Below are 17,100 nucleotides of genomic sequence, written 5' to 3'. Positions count from 1 at the left end.
TCTCGGTGTTGCGGAACGATGTTGGTTGTCATCCCGAGCGCAGCGAGGGATCTGCCTTTTCCGCGACAGGCAGATCCCTCGCTGCGCTCGGGATGACAGCACATTCTTGGCAGGACGATATCCGTTCGCTCCTCACGGCTTCGGCCCCTGCCCTTCGTTGTCCTCCCACTTCAGCAGCCGCCGGGTGACGAAGCGGTACACCGGCTTGCCGGTGCGGAACCACAGGTCGCGCACCCAGGAGTTGCGCTTGAGCACCCGCCGTTCCACCGGCGTCAGCGCCTCGCGGCAGTACATGCGCTTGTGCTTGAGCAGATGCCGCAGGTCCTCGCGGAACAGCAGGCGCATCCAGCGCGAACGCGGATCGCCGCGGGTGGCGAGCTGGAAGTCGATCAGCCCCGGGCGACCGTCCTCCAGCACCAGCCAGTTGGCTTCCTTGGCGAGGTCGTTGTGGGCGATGCCGCGGCGATGCAGCTGCAGCAGCAGCCGGCGCGCGGCGCGGAAGTACGCCAGGTCCCCGCGCGGCGGCCGCTGGTACATCGCCGCGCCTTCCATGTAGCTGCGGTCGAGCCGGCGCCCGTCCCAGGCCAGCAGCTGCGGCACGTCGGCCATGCCGTCGATGCGGCGCAGGGCCCGCGCCTCGCGCCGCGCCAGCCACCAGGCAGGCAGGCGCAGCCACAGGGGCACGTGGGCGAGGTCGCGGCGCACGAAGACGCCATCCGCGCCGCGCATCAGCGAGATGCGGCCGAAGCTGTCGGCCTTCAGCGCGCGGAACTCGGTGGCGGCGTCGCGGTCCATCGCGACAGTTTAGGCGAGCGGTCAGGACCGGCTGTCATAATCCCGCGATGACTTCCGGCTGGTTCGACGCCACGCTCGCCTGGATCAGCGCGCACCCGGTCGCGGCCGGGGGACTGATCTTCCTGATCGCGTTCTGCGATTCGATCATCGTGCTCGGCATCGTGGTGCCGGCGCTGCCGCTGCTGTTCGCGATCGGCGCGCTGATCGGCCTCGGCCACGTCGACGGCACCTATGCGATCACCTGCGCGGCGCTGGGCGCGTTCCTGGGCGACGCGACCGGCTACTGGGTCGGACGCCGCTGGGGGCCGCAGCTGCGCGAGCACTGGCCGTTCAGCCGCCATCCGCAGCTGCTCGACCGCGGCGAACTGGTGTTCCGCCGCCACGGCGCCAAGAGCATCCTGATCGCGCGCTTCGTCGGCGCGATCCGCGCCTTCGTGCCGGCGATCGCCGGCATGCTGCACATGCCGCTGCGGCGCTACGTGCCGATGAGCCTGTTCGCCTGTTTCCTGTGGGCGGGCCTGTTCCTCGCGCCGGGCTGGGTGTTCGGCGCCTCGTACGAGGCGGTCGCGGCCGTCGCCGACCGGCTGGTGCTGGTGCTCGGTGGCCTGCTGGTGGCGCTGGCGCTGGCCTGGGCCGCGGTGCTGTACGGCTATCGCTGGTTCGACCGCCACGCCAACGACCTGCTGGCGCGCGCACTGCGCTGGACCCGCGCGCACCCGCGGCTGGGCCGCTACGCCGCGGCGCTGATCGACCCGAACCGGCCGGAATCGGCCTCGCTGGCGATCCTCGCCGCCTGCCTGCTGGCGATCGGCTGGGCCTGGTTCGCGCTGCTGGGCACGGTGTGGATGCGCGGCGAGCCGCTGGCGCTCGACCTGTCGGTGTTCCAGGCCATGTACGAACTGCGCAACCCGCTGGCCGACCGGCTGATGGCGGGCCTGGCCTCGATCGGCGACTGGGAAGTGCTGATGCCCGCGGCCGTGCTGGCGCTGGGCTGGCTGCTGTGGCGTCGGCGCTGGATCGCGGCCGCGCACTGGGTGGCCGCGCTTGCGTTCGGCCTGGTCCTCACCACCGGCCTGGCCCATCTGATCCACATGCCGCTGCCGCCCACCGTGCACAGCGGTTTCGGCTTCCCGTCGGTGTCGGTGACGATGACCACGATCACCTTCGGCTTCTTCGCCGTGCTGATCGCGCGCGAGCTGCCGGGACGCACGCGGGTGTGGCCGTACATGGTCGCAGGCCTGGTCGGCGTGCTGCTGGGCTTCGCCCGGCTGTACCTGGGCGCGCACTGGCTCAGCGACGTGGTCGGCGGAATGCTGCTCGGCATCGTCTGGCTGCTGGTGCTGGGCATCGCCTACCGGCGCCACGTGGCGCGCTCGTTCTGGATGCGGCCGCTGGCGGCGATCTTCTACATTGCATTCGCGCTGGCCGCGCTGTGGCATGCGCCCAGGGCGGTCGATCCCTTGCTCGACCGCTTCCGCTCGCCGGAATCGGGCGTGGTGCTCGACCGCGAGGCCTGGTGGCGGGACGACTGGGCGCAGTTGCCGGCGCAGCGCCGCGAGCGCGACGCCAGCCGGCGCTGGGCGCTGGAGGTGCAGGTCGCCGGCCCGCTGGCGCCGCTGCAGGGCCACCTGCGCTCGCTGGGCTGGGAGGTGCAGCCGCAGGCGGACTGGATCGCGACGCTCGGCCTGCTCGACGACGACACCCCGGCCCCCGAGCAGCTGGTGCTGCCGGCCACGCTGGACTCGGAAGCCGAGACCCTGCTGCTGCGCCGCCCCGCGGCCGACGGCAGCATCCACGCCCTGCGCCTGTGGCGCGCGCCGGCGCGGCTCGCCGACGGCACGCCGCTGTGGATCGGCACCACTCAGACGCTCGAATTCCAGCGCCCGCTGTACGGCCTGTTCGGCATCTGGCTGCCGGCCACCCACGGCGACGCGGCCTACGCCGAACTGCGTCGCGCGCTGACCGGCTTCCCGCTGCGCGAGGCCGCGCATCCGCTGACCGGCGCGCCGGTGCTGCGCCTGCGCACCGATGCGGCGCGCGCGGAGCAAGAGCCGCCTCGTTGATCCGCCGTAGGTCGGGGCTACGCCCCCGACGCGCCAGGCCCGGATGCACGGCACGTCGGGGACGTAGCCCCGACCTACGTCAATCGGGCAGGAGCGATCAAGGTCCCGTCCGCCGTTTCAGAGCATCCCGAGCAGGTCGTCCAGGCGCCGGTCGGGATCGTCCTCCTGCAGCAGGCGCTGGCGCTGCGGCAGGGTCAGCGGCAGCAGTTCCGCCAGACGCCAGCCGACCCATGCGGCATCGTCGAACCGCGGCTCGGGGACGCGCACGTCGGCCTCGCCCAGCTGTTCGAGGATCCGGCGCAGCACGTCGCCCAGCAGCGCGTGCTGCGGCTGCAGCTCGGCCACGGGATCGGGATCGCACCACGCCACCTCGCCCACCACCAGGCCGTTGTCGCGCACGCGCGTACGCGTGACGTGGAAGCGGCGGCCGCCGCGCAGGCGCAGGTGCAGCAGGCCGTCGGGCCCGTTGTCGAAGTCCTCGATCCGCGCCTCGGTGCCCCAGGCCATCGGCGTGGCCGGCGCACCGGCCTCGGTCCCCTGCGCGATCAGGCACACGCCGAAGCCGGTGCCGTGGCGGCCGCAGTCGCGCACCAGGTCGAGGTAGCGCGGCTCGAACACGCGCAGGCCCAGCGCGGCGCCGGGCACCAGCACGGTGTTCAGCGGGAACAGCGGCAGGGAATCGGGCATGGGGGGAGTCTAGAACCAGTAGACGCGTCGGCACTACCGGCGGCATCCAGCCGTCGTCCCCGCGAAGGCGGGGACCCAGTGTCGTCAGGTTGTTTCGATCTTGAAGACGCTGGATCCCCGCCTTCGCGGGGATGACGGTCCGGGGGGCCTGGCATCACGCAAACAAGCGTGCGGCCCGATCGGCGTCAACCCTCGCGCAGCAGCGACAGGAACCGCCGCGGCGCGCCGTCGAAGCCGCCGTTGGACATGAACACGACGTGGTCGCCGTCGCGGGCGATGGCCTGCAGCGCGGCCAGCAGGGCATCGGCATCGGCCACGGTGCGCGCCTCGCCGCGCACGGCCGCGACCACCTTGCCGGCGTCCCAGGCCAGCTCCGGGCGATGCAGGAACACCACCGCGTCGGCGCCGTCGAGCGATGGCGCCAGCGCGTCGGCATGCGCGCCGAGCCGCATCGAATTGCTGCGCGGCTCCATCGCCACCACGATCCGCGCCTTGCCGACCTTCGCGCGCAGGCCCGCAAGCGTGGTCGCGATCGCGGTCGGATGATGGGCGAAATCGTCGTAGACGGTGACGCCGCGCGCCTCGCCCAGCACTTCCAGCCGGCGCTTGACGCTGCGGAAGCCCGCCAGCGCCGGGATCACGCCCGCCACGTCCACGCCCACCGCCGCGCAGGCCGCCAGCGCGGCCAGCCCGTTGAGCACGTTGTGGTCGCCGACCAGCGGCCATTCGACCACGCCCAGCTCCTCGCCGCCGCGCAGCACCGCGAACGCGCCGCCGTCCCCGCGCAGCTTGCGCGCACTCCACTCGAACGCGGCATCGAAGCCGAAGCGCTCGACCGGCGTCCAGCAGCCCATCTCCAGCACCTCGCGCAGGCGCTCGTCGTGGCCGTTGACGATGAGCCGCCCGCGTCCCGGCACCGTGCGCACGAGATGGTGGAACTGGCGCTGGATCGCGGCCACGTCGGGGAAGATGTCGGCGTGGTCGTACTCGAGGTTGTTGAGGATCGCCACCAGTGGTCGGTAGTGCACGAACTTGCTGCGCTTGTCGAAGAACGCGGTGTCGTATTCGTCGGCTTCGACGACGAACGGGAGTCGGGAGTCGGGAGTCGGGAGTCGACCACCGCCTCCAAGCCGCGCGGAGACGCCGAAATCCTCCGCCACCCCGCCGATCAGGAAACCCGGCTCGCGGCCCGCCGCCTGCAGCAGGAAGGCCAGGATCGTGGTGGTCGTGGTCTTGCCGTGGGTGCCGGCGACCGCCAGCACATCGCGCCCGGGCAGCACGTGGTCGCGCAGCCATTCCGCGCCCGAGACGTAGGCGCGGCCGCTGTCGAGCACCGCCTCCACCGCCGCGTTGCCGCGCGAGAGCGCGTTGCCGATCACCACCGTGTCGCAGTCGTCCGAAATGTGTTCGGGCAGGTAGCCCTGTTTCAGCGCGATGCCGAGCTGTTCGAGCTGCGTCGACATCGGCGGATACACCGCCTGGTCGCTGCCTTCGACGGCGTGCCCGAGTTCGCGCGCGAGCGCGGCGACGCCGCCCATGAAGGTGCCGGCGATGCCAAGAATATGAATCTTCAAGATCCCGACTTCCTACAAGATCACAAACAGGTCCGGCGAAACGACTCCCGCGCGGCGCCGACGCCCCCTCCCCCGCCTGCGGGGGAGGGCTGGGGTGGGGGCAACGAAGACAGGTTGGCTGTCGGATAGTGCCGCACACCGGAGCCTGCCCCCATCCGCCTTCGGCACCCCGTATCGAGTACGGGGCAGGCGCTTCCCCCGCACGCGGGGGAAGGAACAGCCATCAACCGACCGCTTTCTCCGGCGCGATCGCCTCGACGATGCGCGTGAACACCTCGTCCAGCGCCCCCACGCCGTCGACCACGGTCAGCTGCCCGTGCTGGCGGTAGAACTCGATCACCGGCGCGGTCTGCTGGTCGTACACCTGCAGGCGCTTGCGCACCGACTCGGGATTGTCGTCGGCACGGCCCTCGGCCTTGGCGCGGCCGGCAAGGCGTTCGACGATCTGCTCGTTGTCCACCGTCAGCTGCACCGCCGCGTCGAACGACTGCCCGAGGCTGGCCAGCAGCTCGTCCAGCGCCGCCGCCTGCGCCAGGTTGCGCGGGTAACCGTCGAGGATGAAGCCGGAGCGGGTGTCGTCGCGCGAGAAGCGGTCGCGCAGCATGCCGAGCAGGATCTCGTCGCTGACCAGGTCGCCGCGTGCCATCACTTCCTTCGCCTGCAGCCCCAGCGGGCTGCCTGCCGCCACTTCGGCGCGCAGCAGGTCGCCGGTCGAGATGTGCGGCACCTGCAGGTGCTCCTTCAACTTCGCCGCCTGCGTGCCCTTGCCCGAGCCGGGCGCTCCCAACAATACCAATCGCATCGAGGACTCCCACCAGATCGAAACCGTAGAGCGGCCACGGCGGGTTGCTAAACTCCCGCCGGCACCGCGGATTCAGACGCCAGCTTAACCCATCGACCCGTCCCCCCGACCTCATCCAAAGGGCGCACATGGCTACCGGAACCCTGCTCTATTCCCAGTCCGGCGGTGTCACCGCCGTCATCAACGCCACCGCCTCGGGCGTGATCGCCGAGGCCCGTGCCCGCAAGGTGAAGGTGCTGGCCGCCCGCAACGGCATCCTCGGCGCCCTGCGCGAGGAACTGGTGGATACCTCGAAGGAGTCCGCGGCCGCGATCCGCGCGCTGGCGCATACGCCCGGCGGCGCGTTCGGCTCCTGCCGCTACAAGCTCAAGTCGGTCGAGGCCGACCGGGCCAAGTACGAGCGCCTGCTGGCCGTGTTCAAGGCCCACGACGTGCGCTGGTTCCTCTACAACGGTGGAAACGATTCCGCCGACACCGCCAACAAGGTCTCCAAGCTGGCGGCAGAGTTCGGCTACCCGCTGACCTGCATCGGCGTGCCCAAGACGATCGACAACGACCTCGCCGTCACCGACTGCTGCCCGGGCTTCGGCTCCGCGGCCAAGTACACCGCCGTCTCCGTGCGCGAGGCCGCGCTGGACGTCGCCGCGATGGCCGAGACCTCCACCAAGGTCTTCGTCTACGAGGCCATGGGCCGCCACGCCGGCTGGCTGGCCGCCGCCGCCGGCCTGGCCGGCAAGGGTGCGGATGATGCGCCACACCTCATCCTCTTCCCCGAGCGACCCTACGACGAGGCGGATTTCCTGAAGCAGGTGAAGAAGGTCGTCGCCCGCGTCGGCTACTGCGTCGTGGTCGCCAGCGAAGGCATCCAGACCGCCGACGGCCGCTTCGTCGCCGACTCCGGCGGCGGCAAGGACTCCTTCGGCCACACCCAGCTCGGCGGCGTCGCCTCGTACCTTGCGGGCAAGGTCAAGGACGAACTCGGCTTCAAGGTCCACTGGACCCTGCCCGACTACCTGCAGCGCTCCGCCCGCCACCTCGCCTCGAAGACCGACGTCGACCAGGCGCTGGCCGTCGGCAAGGCCGCCGTGCAGTTCGCGCTCAAGGGGCAGAACGCAACGATGCCGGTGATCGTGCGCACCGCCGACAAGCCCTACCGCTGGAAGATCGGCAGCGCGCCGCTGGACAAGGTCGCCAACCACGAGAAGAAGTTCCCGGCGAGCTTCATCCGGCGCGACGGCTACGGCATCACCGACAAGGCGCGCACCTATCTCGAACCGCTGATCCGCGGCGAGGCGCCGCCGCCGTACGGGAAGGACGGGATTCCGACGTACGTGACGCTGAAGAACGTGGCGGTGAAGAAGAAACTGCCGAAGTGGGGTGGGTGATCCGGTGCGTCCCTGATCTCGGTGACGGGCACGGGTTGGGGTACGGCGCCGTGTCGGCACCCTGGTGCTGCATGGCGAGGGGCTGACTTGATCTCAAGCGGGCAGCGGTTGTGCCGATGCGCCGCGCCTTCGGGATCTGCGTGCTTTGTTTGCCATCGCGCAGGTTCAGGAGCAAGAGCGTTCCGTCCGCCTTCGGCGGCCGGGTTCATTTCTTTTGCTGGCCCAAAAGAAACGAACCAAAGAAAAGGGCCTTTCTCGACAGAGCTAACCTGCCGACGGCAGGTTCGAGGGGATTTTTCGACACGGCATCCATGCCGTGGCGAAAAACGGCGGGCATCCATGCCCGCCGCCCTCCGGGTCTCCATGCGTCATGGCTGCCGAATCATTGGTCGCAGTCCGTAGGAGCGCCTTCAGGCGCGACTGGTTCCGGTGCCGTGCAGTTTCCGGTCGCGGCTGAAGCCGCTCCCACAACGGCCAAGCACTGTCATTTCGAGCGCAGCGAGAAATCTAGGCTTGGTCGCTCGAGATTCCTCACTGCGTTCGGAATGACAAGCGGGGGTTTTCCAGCTTTTCCCTTGGCAGCCGCACAGTCCCCAGACCCGTAGGGCGCCGCACATGGATGTGCGGCGTTTTTCGCCACGGCACGGATGCCGTGTCGGAAAATCCCCTCACACTTCCCCGTTCGCGGATTCGCCTTGTCGGGGAAAGCGTTTTTCTTTGGTTCGTTTCTTTTGACGCTTATCAAAAGAAATGAATCCGCCGAAGGCGGAGGCTTCTGCTTCACCCATGCCCTTAACCGACATGCATTCCGGAACCCCGCCGCACGGGTTGAAACCCGCCCTATGCGCCCCGTCAGGCTTCGAGCATCGACAGGTTCCGCACCGCGCCCTTGTCGGCGCTGGTGGCCAACAGCGCATACGCCTTCAGCGCAGCGCTGACCTTGCGCGCACGCGGATGCGCGGGCTTCCAACCCTTCGCGTCTTGTTCATCGCGACGCGTACCAAGCTCTTCATTGGACACCAGCAAATCGATCGTGCGTGCGGGAATGTCGATGCGGATGCGGTCGCCGTCGCGCACGAGTCCGATCGCGCCGCCGGCGGCGGCTTCAGGCGATGCGTGACCGATCGATAGCCCGGACGTGCCGCCGGAGAAGCGTCCGTCGGTCAGCAGCGCACAGCTTTTGCCCAGCCCCTTCGACTTCAGGTAGCTGGTCGGATACAGCATCTCCTGCATGCCCGGTCCGCCCTTGGGGCCCTCGTAACGGATGACGACGACATCGCCCGCCTTCACCTCGTCGCCGAGGATGCCCTGCACCGCCGCGTCCTGGCTCTCGTAGACGCGGGCGCTGCCTTCGAAGACGTGGATCGATTCGTCGACGCCGGCGGTCTTCACCACGCAGCCGTCGACGGCGATGTTGCCGTGGAGCACGGCGAGGCCGCCTTCCTGCGAATAGGCGTGTTCGACGTCGCGGATGCACCCCCCGGCGCGATCGGCGTCGAGCGTCGGCCAGCGCGTGTCCTGGCTGAAGGCGACCTGGGTCGGGATGCCGGCCGGGCCGGCCTTGTAGAAGGCGGCGACGGTCTCGTCGTCCACGGTCGCGATGTCCCACTTCGCGATCGCTTCGCCCAGCGTCCTCGCGTGCACGGTGGCGACGTCGGCATGCAGCAGCCCGCCGCGCGCGAGTTCGCCGAGGATCGCCATGATCCCGCCGGCGCGGTGCACGTCCTCGATGTGGTACTTCTGCGTGTTCGGCGCGACCTTGCACAGCTGCGGCACGCGCCGCGAGAGACGGTCGATGTCGCGCAGCGTGAACGGCACCTCGCCTTCCTGCGCGGCGGCGAGCAGGTGCAGGATGGTATTGGTCGAGCCGCCCATCGCGATGTCGAGCGTCATCGCGTTCTCGAAGGCCTCGAAGGTGGCGATGCCGCGCGGAAGTGCGGTCGCATCCTCGGCGCCGTACCAGCGATGGCACAGCTCCACCGCGGTGCGGCCGGCGCGCAGGAACAGCTGCTCGCGGTCGGCGTGCGTGGCCAGCGTGGTGCCGTTGCCGGGCAGCGACAGGCCGAGCGCCTCGGTCAGGCAGTTCATCGAGTTGGCGGTGAACATGCCCGAGCACGAGCCGCAGGTCGGGCAGGCGCTGCGTTCGACCGCGGCCACCTGCTCGTCGGACACGTTCGGGTCGGCCGCCATCACCATCGCGTCGACCAGGTCGAGCTTGTGGTCGGCCAGCCGCGTCTTGCCCGCCTCCATCGGCCCGCCGGAGACGAACACCGTCGGAATGTTGAGCCGCAGCGCGGCCATCAGCATGCCGGGGGTGATCTTGTCGCAGTTGGAGATGCACACCAGCGCGTCGGCGCAGTGGGCGTTGACCATGTACTCGACCGCGTCGGCGATCACCTCGCGGCTGGGCAACGAGTACAGCATGCCGTCGTGGCCCATCGCGATGCCGTCGTCGACGGCGATGGTGCTGAACTCCTTGGCCACGCCGCCGACGCGCTCGATCTCGCGCGCGACAAGCTGGCCGAGGTCCTTGAGGTGGACGTGGCCGGGCACGAACTGGGTGAACGAATTGGCGATCGCGACGATGGGCTTGTGGAAGTCATCGTCCTTCATGCCGGTGGCGCGCCACAGCGCGCGGGCACCGGCCATGTTGCGGCCGTGGGTGGAAGTCTTGGAGCGGTACTGGGGCATGGATTTCGCGGGGGATGACGCATCGCGTCAAAGGGGTGATTCTGGGGACTTTCCGCCGTTTCAGTTGCAACGATTTCGCCCGCAACGAAAGTCGCAGCCGATTTCCGGGCAGCGTGCTTGACAAAGCCTGAAACGCCGGTTTAGTTTGCGTGAATGCTGCAACGCCACACGCCCACGACGAATGTCCACGACGCCAATGCGGCGTCCATTCTCGTACTCGTCCTTATTACCTCACCCACAGGTGCGGGACGATCGGGCGCGTAAGCAGAAAGCGCCGGAATCCGAAACCCCGCACCGCAAGGGCGGGGTTTTTTGTTGCCCTCCGCATCCACCATCCACCATCCACTACACGCACCAGAGACCCGACATGACCCAGCCTTCCCTTCCCCGCCCCAGCATCGCCATCGTCGGCTACGGCAGCCAGGGCCGCGCGCACGCGCTCAACCTGCGCGACTCCGGCTTCGACGTGACCGTCGGCCTGCGCCCGGGCGGCCCGACCGAGGCCAAGGCCAAGGCCGACGGCTTCAGCGTGAAGTCGCCCGCCGAGGCGGTGAAGAGCGCCGACCTGGTCGCGGTGCTGACGCCCGACATGGTGCAGAAGAAGCTGTACGACGAAGTGCTGGCGCCGAACCTCAAGCAAGGCGCCTGCCTGCTGTTCGCACACGGCCTGAACGTGCACTTCGGCATGATCTCGCCGCGCGATGACCTCGACGTGGTCCTGGTCGCGCCCAAGGGCCCGGGCGCGCTGGTGCGCCGCGAGTACGAGATCGGCCGCGGCGTGCCCTGCATCTATGCCATCCACCAGGACCGCAGCGGCAAGGCCAAGGATCTCGCGCTGTCCTACGCCGACGGCCTCGGTGGCGCCCGCGCCAACCTGATCGAGACCACCTTCAAGGAAGAGACCGAGACCGACCTGTTCGGCGAGCAGGCCGTGCTGTGCGGCGGCGCCTCGTCGCTGGTGCAGGCCGGGTTCGAAGTGCTGGTCGAGGCCGGCTACCAGCCGGAGATCGCCTACTACGAAGTGCTGCACGAACTGAAGCTGATCGTCGACCTGTTCTACGAAGGCGGCATCACCCGCATGCTCGAGTTCGTCTCCGAGACCGCGCAGTACGGCGACTACGTGTCCGGCCCGCGCGTGATCGACGCCGCGACCAAGGAACGCATGCGCGAAGTGCTCAAGGACATCCAGGACGGCACCTTCACCAAGAACTGGGTCGCCGAATACGAAGCCGGGCTGCCGAACTACAAGAAGTACAAGCAGGCCGACCTCGAGCATCCGATCGAAGTGGTCGGCAAGCAGCTGCGCGCGAAGATGGTGTGGCTGGACAATTCCCCGAAGGAACAGAAAGAGGCCGCGTGATGAACGGTGCGCACTGGCTGGTGCAGGCCCTGGAGGCCGAAGGCGTCGATACGCTGTTCGGCTATCCGGGCGGGACGATCATGCCCTTCTACGACGCGCTCCACGGCGCGTCGCTGAAGCATGTGCTGGTGCGCCACGAGCAGGGCGCGGCCTTCGCCGCGAACGGCTACGCGCGCGCCAGCGGGCGCGTCGGCGTGTGCGTGGCGACGTCGGGACCGGGCGCGTCGAACCTGGTCACCGGCATCGCCGACGCGATGTTCGACTCGGTGCCGATGGTGGTCCTCACCGGCCAGGTGCCCACCTTCCTGATGGGCACCGACGCCTTCCAGGAGCTGGACGTGTTCGGCATGACCATGCCGATCGTGAAACACAGCTTCCTGCCGCGCAGCGTGGACGAGCTGCCGCGGGTGTTCGCGGAAGCCTTCCGCATCGCGCGCAGCGGGCGCCCGGGGCCGGTGCTGATCGACCTGCCCAAGGACGTGCAGGTGGCCGACGCCTCGCACCTGCCGGTGCATTCGCCGCTGCCGGTCGAGCCGGTGCCGCCGCCGCCCGACGCCGCGCTGCATGAAGCCGCGGCGCTGATCTCGCAGTGCCACAAGCCGGTGGTCTACGCCGGCGGCGGCGTGGTGCTGGGCGACGCGGTGGAGGCGTTCCGCGAGTTCGTCGACCTGACCGGCCTGCCGACCGTGCTCACCCTCAAGGGCCTGGGCGCGCTGCACGCCAACCATCCGTCCAACCTCGGCATGCTCGGCATGCACGGCAGCCGCGCCGCGAACATGGCGGTGCAGGAAGCGGACATGCTGATCGTGGTCGGCGCGCGCTTCGACGACCGCGCCACCGGCAAGCTGGCCGAGTTCGCGCCCAACGCGCGCGTGGTGCACCTGGACGGCGACTGCTGCGAGATCGGCAAGCTGCGCGCGGCCGACGTGTCCGTGCCCGGCGACCTGTCGGCGAGCCTGTTCCGCCTGGCCGCGCCGCTGGCCGCGCAGATGGAAGGCCGCCATGCCGCCACGCGCAAGGCCTGGCGCGACACCTGCCTGGAGCGCAGGCAGCGCCACGCCGCGCGCTACGACGCGCCCGGCGAGACCGTGTACGCGCCGGCCCTGCTCAAGCGCCTGAGCGAACTGGCGCCCAACTCCATCGTCGCCTGCGACGTCGGCCAGCACCAGATGTGGGTCGCGCAGCACTGGCGCTTCCAGCATCCGCGCCAGCACCTGACCAGCGGCTCGCTGGGCGCGATGGGCTTCGGCCTGCCCGCCGCCCTGGGCGCGCAGATGGAAAGCCCGGCCGCGCAGGTGATCTGCGTCAGCGGCGACGGCTCGTTCCTGATGAACGTGCAGGAGCTGGCGACGATCCGGCGCTACCGCATCCCGGTGAAGATCGTGCTGCTCGACAACCAGGCGCTGGGCATGGTGCGGCAGTGGCAGGAGCTGTTCTTCGAGAAGCGCTATTCGGAGATCGACCTGTCCGACAACCCGGACTTCGCCGAGGTCGCGCGCGCCTTCGGCATCGAGGCGCTGCACGTGGACAAGGCTGCGGGCGTCGAGGACGCGCTCAGGGCGCTGCTGGCCGCCGAGGGCCCGACGCTGCTGCACGTCGCCATCGACACCGCCGCCAACGTCTGGCCGCTGGTGCCGCCCAACCACAACAACGCGCAGATGATGGACCCCGACGACGCCGGCACGCTGGACACCGGCGAACCGGCCGCGGCCCAGACATCGCCTGCATCGTCGAGCTCCAGGGAAGCCAACAATGCGCTATCAGCTTGATTTCACGCTGCGGCGGGCCGAGGGCGCGCTGTCGCGCGTGCTCGGCGCCACCGAGCGCCGCGGCTTCAGACCGCTCTCGCTCGACGGCGAGGCGCAGCCCGACGGCGACCAGTGGCGGCTGCGGCTGACCGTCGAGGGCGAGCGCTCGGACGAATCGCTGCAGCAGCAGCTGGCGAAGATGTACGACTGCCTGTCGGTCTCGGTACAGCCCTGCCCATGAGCGTGCGCCATCTGCCCGCGTCCGCCCGTCCCCGTCATTCCTGCGAAAGCAGGAATCCATTTTGCGTTTCGTCTCCGGCAAGCGCCGCAAAAGCCAATGGATTCCCGCTTTCGCGGGAATGACGAACGTCAAGTATCAAGACCCACGCCAGAATCCCCATGACCGCCACCGTCACCCCCATCACCGAAGCTGCACACGCCGCCAAGCCTGTCGCCTGGTTCGACGGAGCGCTGGTCGAAGGCGACACCCTGCAGGCCGGCCTGACCACGCACGCCCTGCACTACGGCAGCGGCGTGTTCGAGGGCATCCGCGCCTACGCCACCGAAACCGGCGCGGCGGTGTTCCGCCTGCCCGAGCACCTGGAGCGCATGCGCCGGGGCGCCGGGATGTTCGCCCTGCCCTTCGATCCCGCGCTGGCCACCGAGGCGGTGCTGGCGACGCTGCGCGCCAACCGCCACCGCGACGCCTACATCCGCCCGCTGGCCTGGTTCGGCGAGGGCAGCTTCGGCCTCGACGTGGAAGGCCACGTCCCGCACATGATGGTCGCCACCACCGCTACCCAGGTCCACCTCAACGGCACCCGCGCGCGGCTCGGCGTCAGCCGCTGGCGGCGCAACCCCGCCGACTCGCTGCCGCCGCTGAAGCTGTGCGGCGGCTACGTCAACTCGATCCTCGCCAAGCGCGAGGCCAAGGCACGCGGTTTCGACGAGGCGCTGTTCACCGACCGCGACGGCAACGTCGTCGAATGCACCGGCGCCAACGTGTTCCTGGTCAAGGACGGGCGCGTCACGGCGGTCGAGCACCGCGACGCCCTGCCCGGCATCACCCGCGACACCCTGATCGAGCTCACCGGCGCGCAGTCGCGCGCGGTGACCCTGGCCGAACTGCTCGACGCCGACGAAGTCTTCGCCTGCGGCACCGCCGCCGAAGTCGCGCCGGTGGCGCAGATCGAAGACCGCGAGTACGGCGACAACCCGGTCACGCGCGAGCTGCAGGCGCTGTACGGCCGCGTCGTGCGCGGGCAGGAAGCGGCGCACCGCCACTGGCTGACCGAAGTCTGATGGACCCTGCCGTAGCCAGCACCATTTCCGTGACCGCCGGCGACGTGCTGGCGGCGCAGGCGCGGCTGCGCAAGTACCTCGACGTCACCCCGACGCACTACGCCGAGCGCTTCGGCTGCTGGCTCAAGCTGGAGAACCTGCAGCGCACCGGCTCGTACAAGGTGCGCGGCGCGCTGAACGCACTGCTGGCCGCGCGCGAGCGCGGCGACGACCGCCGCGTCATCACCGCCTCGGCCGGCAACCATGCCCAGGGCATGGCCTGGGCCGCATACCGGCTCGGCATCCCCGCGATCACGGTGATGCCCAAAACCGCGCCGGAAACGAAGGTCGCCGGCGTCGCCCACTGGGGCGCGACCGTTCGCCTGCACGGCGAGACCTACGACGAGGCCAAGGCCTTCGCCAGGGAACTGGCCGAACAGAACGGCTTCCGCCTGCTCTCGGCCTTCGACGACGCCGACGTGATCGCCGGCCAGGGCACGGTCGGGCTGGAGATCGCCGCGGCGATGAACCCGGACGTGGTGCTGGTGCCGATCGGCGGCGGCGGCCTCGCCTCGGGCGTGGCGCTGGCGCTGAAATCGCAGGGCGTGCGCATCATCGGCGCCCAGGTCGAGGGCGTTGACGCGATGACCCGCGCGCTCAAGGGCGACCGCAGCCTGCGCGACCCCGTCGCGACGCTGGCCGACGGCGTCCGCGTCAAGGAGCCGGGCTACCTGACCGAGCACCTGCTCAAGGACCTGCTCGACGACGTGGTCATCGTGCGCGAGGCCGAGCTGCGCGAGACCCTGGTCCGGCTGGCGCTGGAGGAGCACGTGATCGCCGAGGGCGCCGGTGCGCTGGCGCTGGCCGCCGGCAAGCGCGTGGCCGGCAAGCGCAAGTGCGCGGTGGTCTCGGGCGGCAACGTCGACGCCGGCGTGCTGGCGACCCTGCTCTCCGAAGTGCGCCCGCGCCCGCCGCGCAAGCCGCGCCGCCGCACCCAGGAACGACTTCCATTGCCGGCGGCGAAGCAGCAACCCCCGCGTCCCGCCGGCCTTCTCCCCGCCAATGACGCAGCGCAACCGCGGCTGACATCCGTACCTAGTAACATCAGCAAGGATCTACCCGAGGAACTCCTCGCATGAACACCACCCCCGAATTCGTACGCATCTTCGACACCACCCTGCGCGACGGCGAGCAGTCCCCCGGCTGCAGCATGACCCCGCAGCAGAAGGTGGTGATGGCGCGCGCGCTGGCCGAACTTGGCGTCGACATCATCGAGACCGGCTTCCCGGCCAGCTCGCAGTCCGACCGCGAGGCCACCGCGCAGATCGTGCGCGAACTGCGCGACCCCACCCTGGCCGTGCTCTCGCGCTGCCTGCCCGGCGACATCGAGGCCTCCGCGCGCGCGCTCGAAGGCGCCGCGAAGCCGCGCATCCACGTCTTCCTGTCCACCAGCCCGCTGCACCGCGAGCACAAGCTGCGGATGAGCAAGGAACAGGTGATCGAATCGATCGGCACCCACGTCGCGATGGCGCGCAGCTACGTCGACGACGTCGAGTTCTCGCCCGAGGACGGCACCCGCACGGAAGAGGACTTCCTGCACGAGGCGGTCGCCGTGGCCATCGCCGCCGGCGCCACCACGATCAACGTGCCCGACACCCTCGGCTACACCACGCCCGAGGAGATCCGCGGGCTGTTCGAGCGCATGATCGCGAACATCCCCGGTGCGAAGGACGTGATCTTCAGCGCCCACTGCCACAACGACCTCGGCCTGGCCGTGGCCAACTCGCTGGCGGCGATGGAGGGCGGCGCGCGCCAGATCGAGTGCACCATCAACGGCATCGGCGAGCGCGCCGGCAACGCCGCGCTGGAAGAGCTGGCGATGGCGCTGAAGGTGCGCAACGCCTTCTACAACATCGACACCCGGCTCGACACGCGCCGGCTGGTGCCGACCTCGCAGCTGCTGCAGCGCCTGATCGGCATGCCGGTGCAGCGCAACAAGGCGGTCGTGGGCGAGAACGCGTTCGCGCACGAGTCCGGCATCCACCAGCACGGCATGCTGCGCAACCGCAACACCTACGAGATCATGAATCCGTCCGACGTCGGCTGGCCCGACACCAAGATGGTGCTGGGCCGCCACAGCGGCCGCGCCGCGCTCGAGCACCGCCTGCGCGCGCTGGGCTACACGATGGAGGACGAGCAGCTCGACCAGGTGTTCGCCCAGTTCAAGGCACTGTGCGAGGAGCAGCGCGTGGTCGAGGACGAGGACCTCGAGCGCCTGATCGACGGCGGCGTGAGCGGCCAGGGCTACCGGCTGTCGTCGATGACCATCAGCGACCGCGGCCAGCGCGCCAGCGCGCAGGTCGAGCTGTCCGCCCCGGACGGCCGCAGGTTCAACGAGAGCGCGCTCGGCGACGGTCCGGTGGATGCGCTGTTCGCGGCGCTGTCAAACGCCACTGGCGTGAAGCTGTCGCTGGAGAGCTACAGCGTGCACAGCGTCGGCCTCGGCGCCGACGCGCAGGGCGAGGCCTCGCTCAGCGTCCACCACGACGGCATCGAGTACCAGGGCAGCGGCACCAGCCGCGACATCATCGAGGCCAGCGCGCTGGCCTGGCTGGACGTCGCCAACCGCATCCTGCGCAGGAAGCCGGCCGGCTCGCCCTCGGTCGGCAAGGTCGCGAACGCCTGATCCCGGCGCGTCGCCCGCGCAGGCGCGC

The 17,100-nt window shown here is 69.8% G+C and carries 13 protein-coding genes; 8 read left to right on the top strand and 5 right to left on the bottom strand.

All coding sequences use genetic code 11. The annotated features are described in order from the left end of the window. Positions 1 to 132: 132 nt before the first annotated feature. On the bottom strand, positions 133 to 795 hold the full coding sequence (locus FQY83_RS15850; RefSeq protein WP_146388952.1) for a protein kinase family protein: 663 nt from the start codon (positions 793 to 795) through the stop codon (positions 133 to 135). Between the two features lie 47 nt (positions 796 to 842). Between FQY83_RS15850 and FQY83_RS15845 the strand changes: the two genes are divergently transcribed. Continuing rightward, the gene (locus FQY83_RS15845) at positions 843 to 2,858 is read left to right on the top strand and encodes a bifunctional DedA family/phosphatase PAP2 family protein (RefSeq protein ID WP_146388951.1); all 2,016 of its coding nucleotides are present in this window, start codon (positions 843 to 845) and stop codon (positions 2,856 to 2,858) included. A 117-nt stretch (positions 2,859 to 2,975) separates the two neighbouring features. Here the strand turns inward: FQY83_RS15845 and FQY83_RS15840 are convergent, their stop codons facing one another. The 3 genes from FQY83_RS15840 to FQY83_RS15830 all read right to left on the bottom strand — a co-directional run bounded on the left by FQY83_RS15840 (position 2,976) and on the right by FQY83_RS15830 (position 5,921). Beyond that, on the bottom strand, positions 2,976 to 3,545 hold the full coding sequence (locus FQY83_RS15840; RefSeq protein ID WP_146388950.1) for an LON peptidase substrate-binding domain-containing protein: 570 nt from the start codon (positions 3,543 to 3,545) through the stop codon (positions 2,976 to 2,978). A gap of 185 nt (positions 3,546 to 3,730) precedes the next feature. After that, the gene (gene mpl, locus FQY83_RS15835) at positions 3,731 to 5,122 is read right to left on the bottom strand and encodes a UDP-N-acetylmuramate:L-alanyl-gamma-D-glutamyl-meso-diaminopimelate ligase (RefSeq protein ID WP_146388949.1); all 1,392 of its coding nucleotides are present in this window, start codon (positions 5,120 to 5,122) and stop codon (positions 3,731 to 3,733) included. A gap of 220 nt (positions 5,123 to 5,342) precedes the next feature. Then, positions 5,343 to 5,921, bottom strand: a complete 579-nt coding sequence (locus tag FQY83_RS15830) for an adenylate kinase (protein ID WP_146388948.1) — start codon at positions 5,919 to 5,921, stop codon at positions 5,343 to 5,345. Between the two features lie 128 nt (positions 5,922 to 6,049). Here FQY83_RS15830 and FQY83_RS15825 point away from each other — a divergent pair, with 128 nt between their 5' ends. Next, positions 6,050 to 7,306 (top strand): 6-phosphofructokinase, encoded by a 1,257-nt coding sequence (locus FQY83_RS15825; protein ID WP_146388947.1) that lies wholly within the window; start codon positions 6,050 to 6,052, stop codon positions 7,304 to 7,306. Between the two features lie 852 nt (positions 7,307 to 8,158). On the opposite strand, the gene ilvD is transcribed toward FQY83_RS15825, so the two are convergent. After that, positions 8,159 to 9,997, bottom strand: a complete 1,839-nt coding sequence (gene ilvD / locus FQY83_RS15820; protein ID WP_146388946.1) for a dihydroxy-acid dehydratase — start codon at positions 9,995 to 9,997, stop codon at positions 8,159 to 8,161. Between the two features lie 367 nt (positions 9,998 to 10,364). Here ilvD and ilvC point away from each other — a divergent pair, with 367 nt between their 5' ends. The 6 genes from ilvC (at position 10,365) to FQY83_RS15790 (ending at position 17,072) form a co-directional block, all read left to right on the top strand. Further along, on the top strand, positions 10,365 to 11,357 hold the full coding sequence (gene ilvC / locus FQY83_RS15815; RefSeq protein WP_146388945.1) for a ketol-acid reductoisomerase: 993 nt from the start codon (positions 10,365 to 10,367) through the stop codon (positions 11,355 to 11,357). Next, the gene (gene ilvG, locus FQY83_RS15810) at positions 11,357 to 13,126 is read left to right on the top strand and encodes an acetolactate synthase 2 catalytic subunit (RefSeq protein ID WP_146388944.1); all 1,770 of its coding nucleotides are present in this window, start codon (positions 11,357 to 11,359) and stop codon (positions 13,124 to 13,126) included. The genes ilvC and ilvG overlap by 1 nt, the downstream gene beginning before the upstream one ends. Then, positions 13,110 to 13,346: an ACT domain-containing protein gene (locus FQY83_RS15805; RefSeq protein ID WP_146388943.1), complete on the top strand. Its 237-nt coding sequence runs from the start codon at positions 13,110 to 13,112 to the stop codon at positions 13,344 to 13,346. Before ilvG ends, FQY83_RS15805 begins: the two co-directional genes overlap by 17 nt. A gap of 158 nt (positions 13,347 to 13,504) precedes the next feature. Next, positions 13,505 to 14,407, top strand: a complete 903-nt coding sequence (locus FQY83_RS15800; protein WP_146388942.1) for an aminotransferase class IV — start codon at positions 13,505 to 13,507, stop codon at positions 14,405 to 14,407. Then, a complete protein-coding gene (locus FQY83_RS15795; RefSeq protein WP_146388941.1) occupies positions 14,407 to 15,525 on the top strand; it encodes a threonine dehydratase in 1,119 nt (372 codons plus the stop codon). The genes FQY83_RS15800 and FQY83_RS15795 overlap by 1 nt, the downstream gene beginning before the upstream one ends. Then, positions 15,522 to 17,072 (top strand): 2-isopropylmalate synthase, encoded by a 1,551-nt coding sequence (locus tag FQY83_RS15790; protein ID WP_146388940.1) that lies wholly within the window; start codon positions 15,522 to 15,524, stop codon positions 17,070 to 17,072. Before FQY83_RS15795 ends, FQY83_RS15790 begins: the two co-directional genes overlap by 4 nt. Positions 17,073 to 17,100 lie beyond the last annotated feature (28 nt).

This window comes from Luteimonas marina, assembly GCF_007859325.1.
In the GTDB taxonomy this organism is placed as follows: Bacteria; Pseudomonadota; Gammaproteobacteria; order Xanthomonadales; family Xanthomonadaceae; genus Luteimonas; species Luteimonas marina.
Note: the sequence above shows the minus strand (reverse complement) of the source record. Positions and strands in the feature narration are given on the sequence as shown.

What these genes read in the sequence shown, in the direction of transcription:
- FQY83_RS15800 (WP_146388942.1), top strand. Translation starts at nt 13,505, where the DNA reads ATGACCGCCACCGTCACCCCCATCACCGAAGCTGCACACGCCGCCAAG.
- FQY83_RS15845 (WP_146388951.1), top strand. Translation starts at nt 843, where the DNA reads ATGACTTCCGGCTGGTTCGACGCCACGCTCGCCTGGATCAGCGCGCAC.
- ilvD (WP_146388946.1), bottom strand. Translation starts at nt 9,997, where the DNA reads ATGCCCCAGTACCGCTCCAAGACTTCCACCCACGGCCGCAACATGGCC.
- FQY83_RS15825 (WP_146388947.1), top strand. Translation starts at nt 6,050, where the DNA reads ATGGCTACCGGAACCCTGCTCTATTCCCAGTCCGGCGGTGTCACCGCC.
- ilvG (WP_146388944.1), top strand. Translation starts at nt 11,357, where the DNA reads ATGAACGGTGCGCACTGGCTGGTGCAGGCCCTGGAGGCCGAAGGCGTC.
- FQY83_RS15840 (WP_146388950.1), bottom strand. Translation starts at nt 3,545, where the DNA reads ATGCCCGATTCCCTGCCGCTGTTCCCGCTGAACACCGTGCTGGTGCCC.
- FQY83_RS15850 (WP_146388952.1), bottom strand. Translation starts at nt 795, where the DNA reads ATGGACCGCGACGCCGCCACCGAGTTCCGCGCGCTGAAGGCCGACAGC.
- FQY83_RS15790 (WP_146388940.1), top strand. Translation starts at nt 15,522, where the DNA reads ATGAACACCACCCCCGAATTCGTACGCATCTTCGACACCACCCTGCGC.
- FQY83_RS15830 (WP_146388948.1), bottom strand. Translation starts at nt 5,921, where the DNA reads ATGCGATTGGTATTGTTGGGAGCGCCCGGCTCGGGCAAGGGCACGCAG.
- FQY83_RS15795 (WP_146388941.1), top strand. Translation starts at nt 14,407, where the DNA reads ATGGACCCTGCCGTAGCCAGCACCATTTCCGTGACCGCCGGCGACGTG.
- FQY83_RS15805 (WP_146388943.1), top strand. Translation starts at nt 13,110, where the DNA reads ATGCGCTATCAGCTTGATTTCACGCTGCGGCGGGCCGAGGGCGCGCTG.
- ilvC (WP_146388945.1), top strand. Translation starts at nt 10,365, where the DNA reads ATGACCCAGCCTTCCCTTCCCCGCCCCAGCATCGCCATCGTCGGCTAC.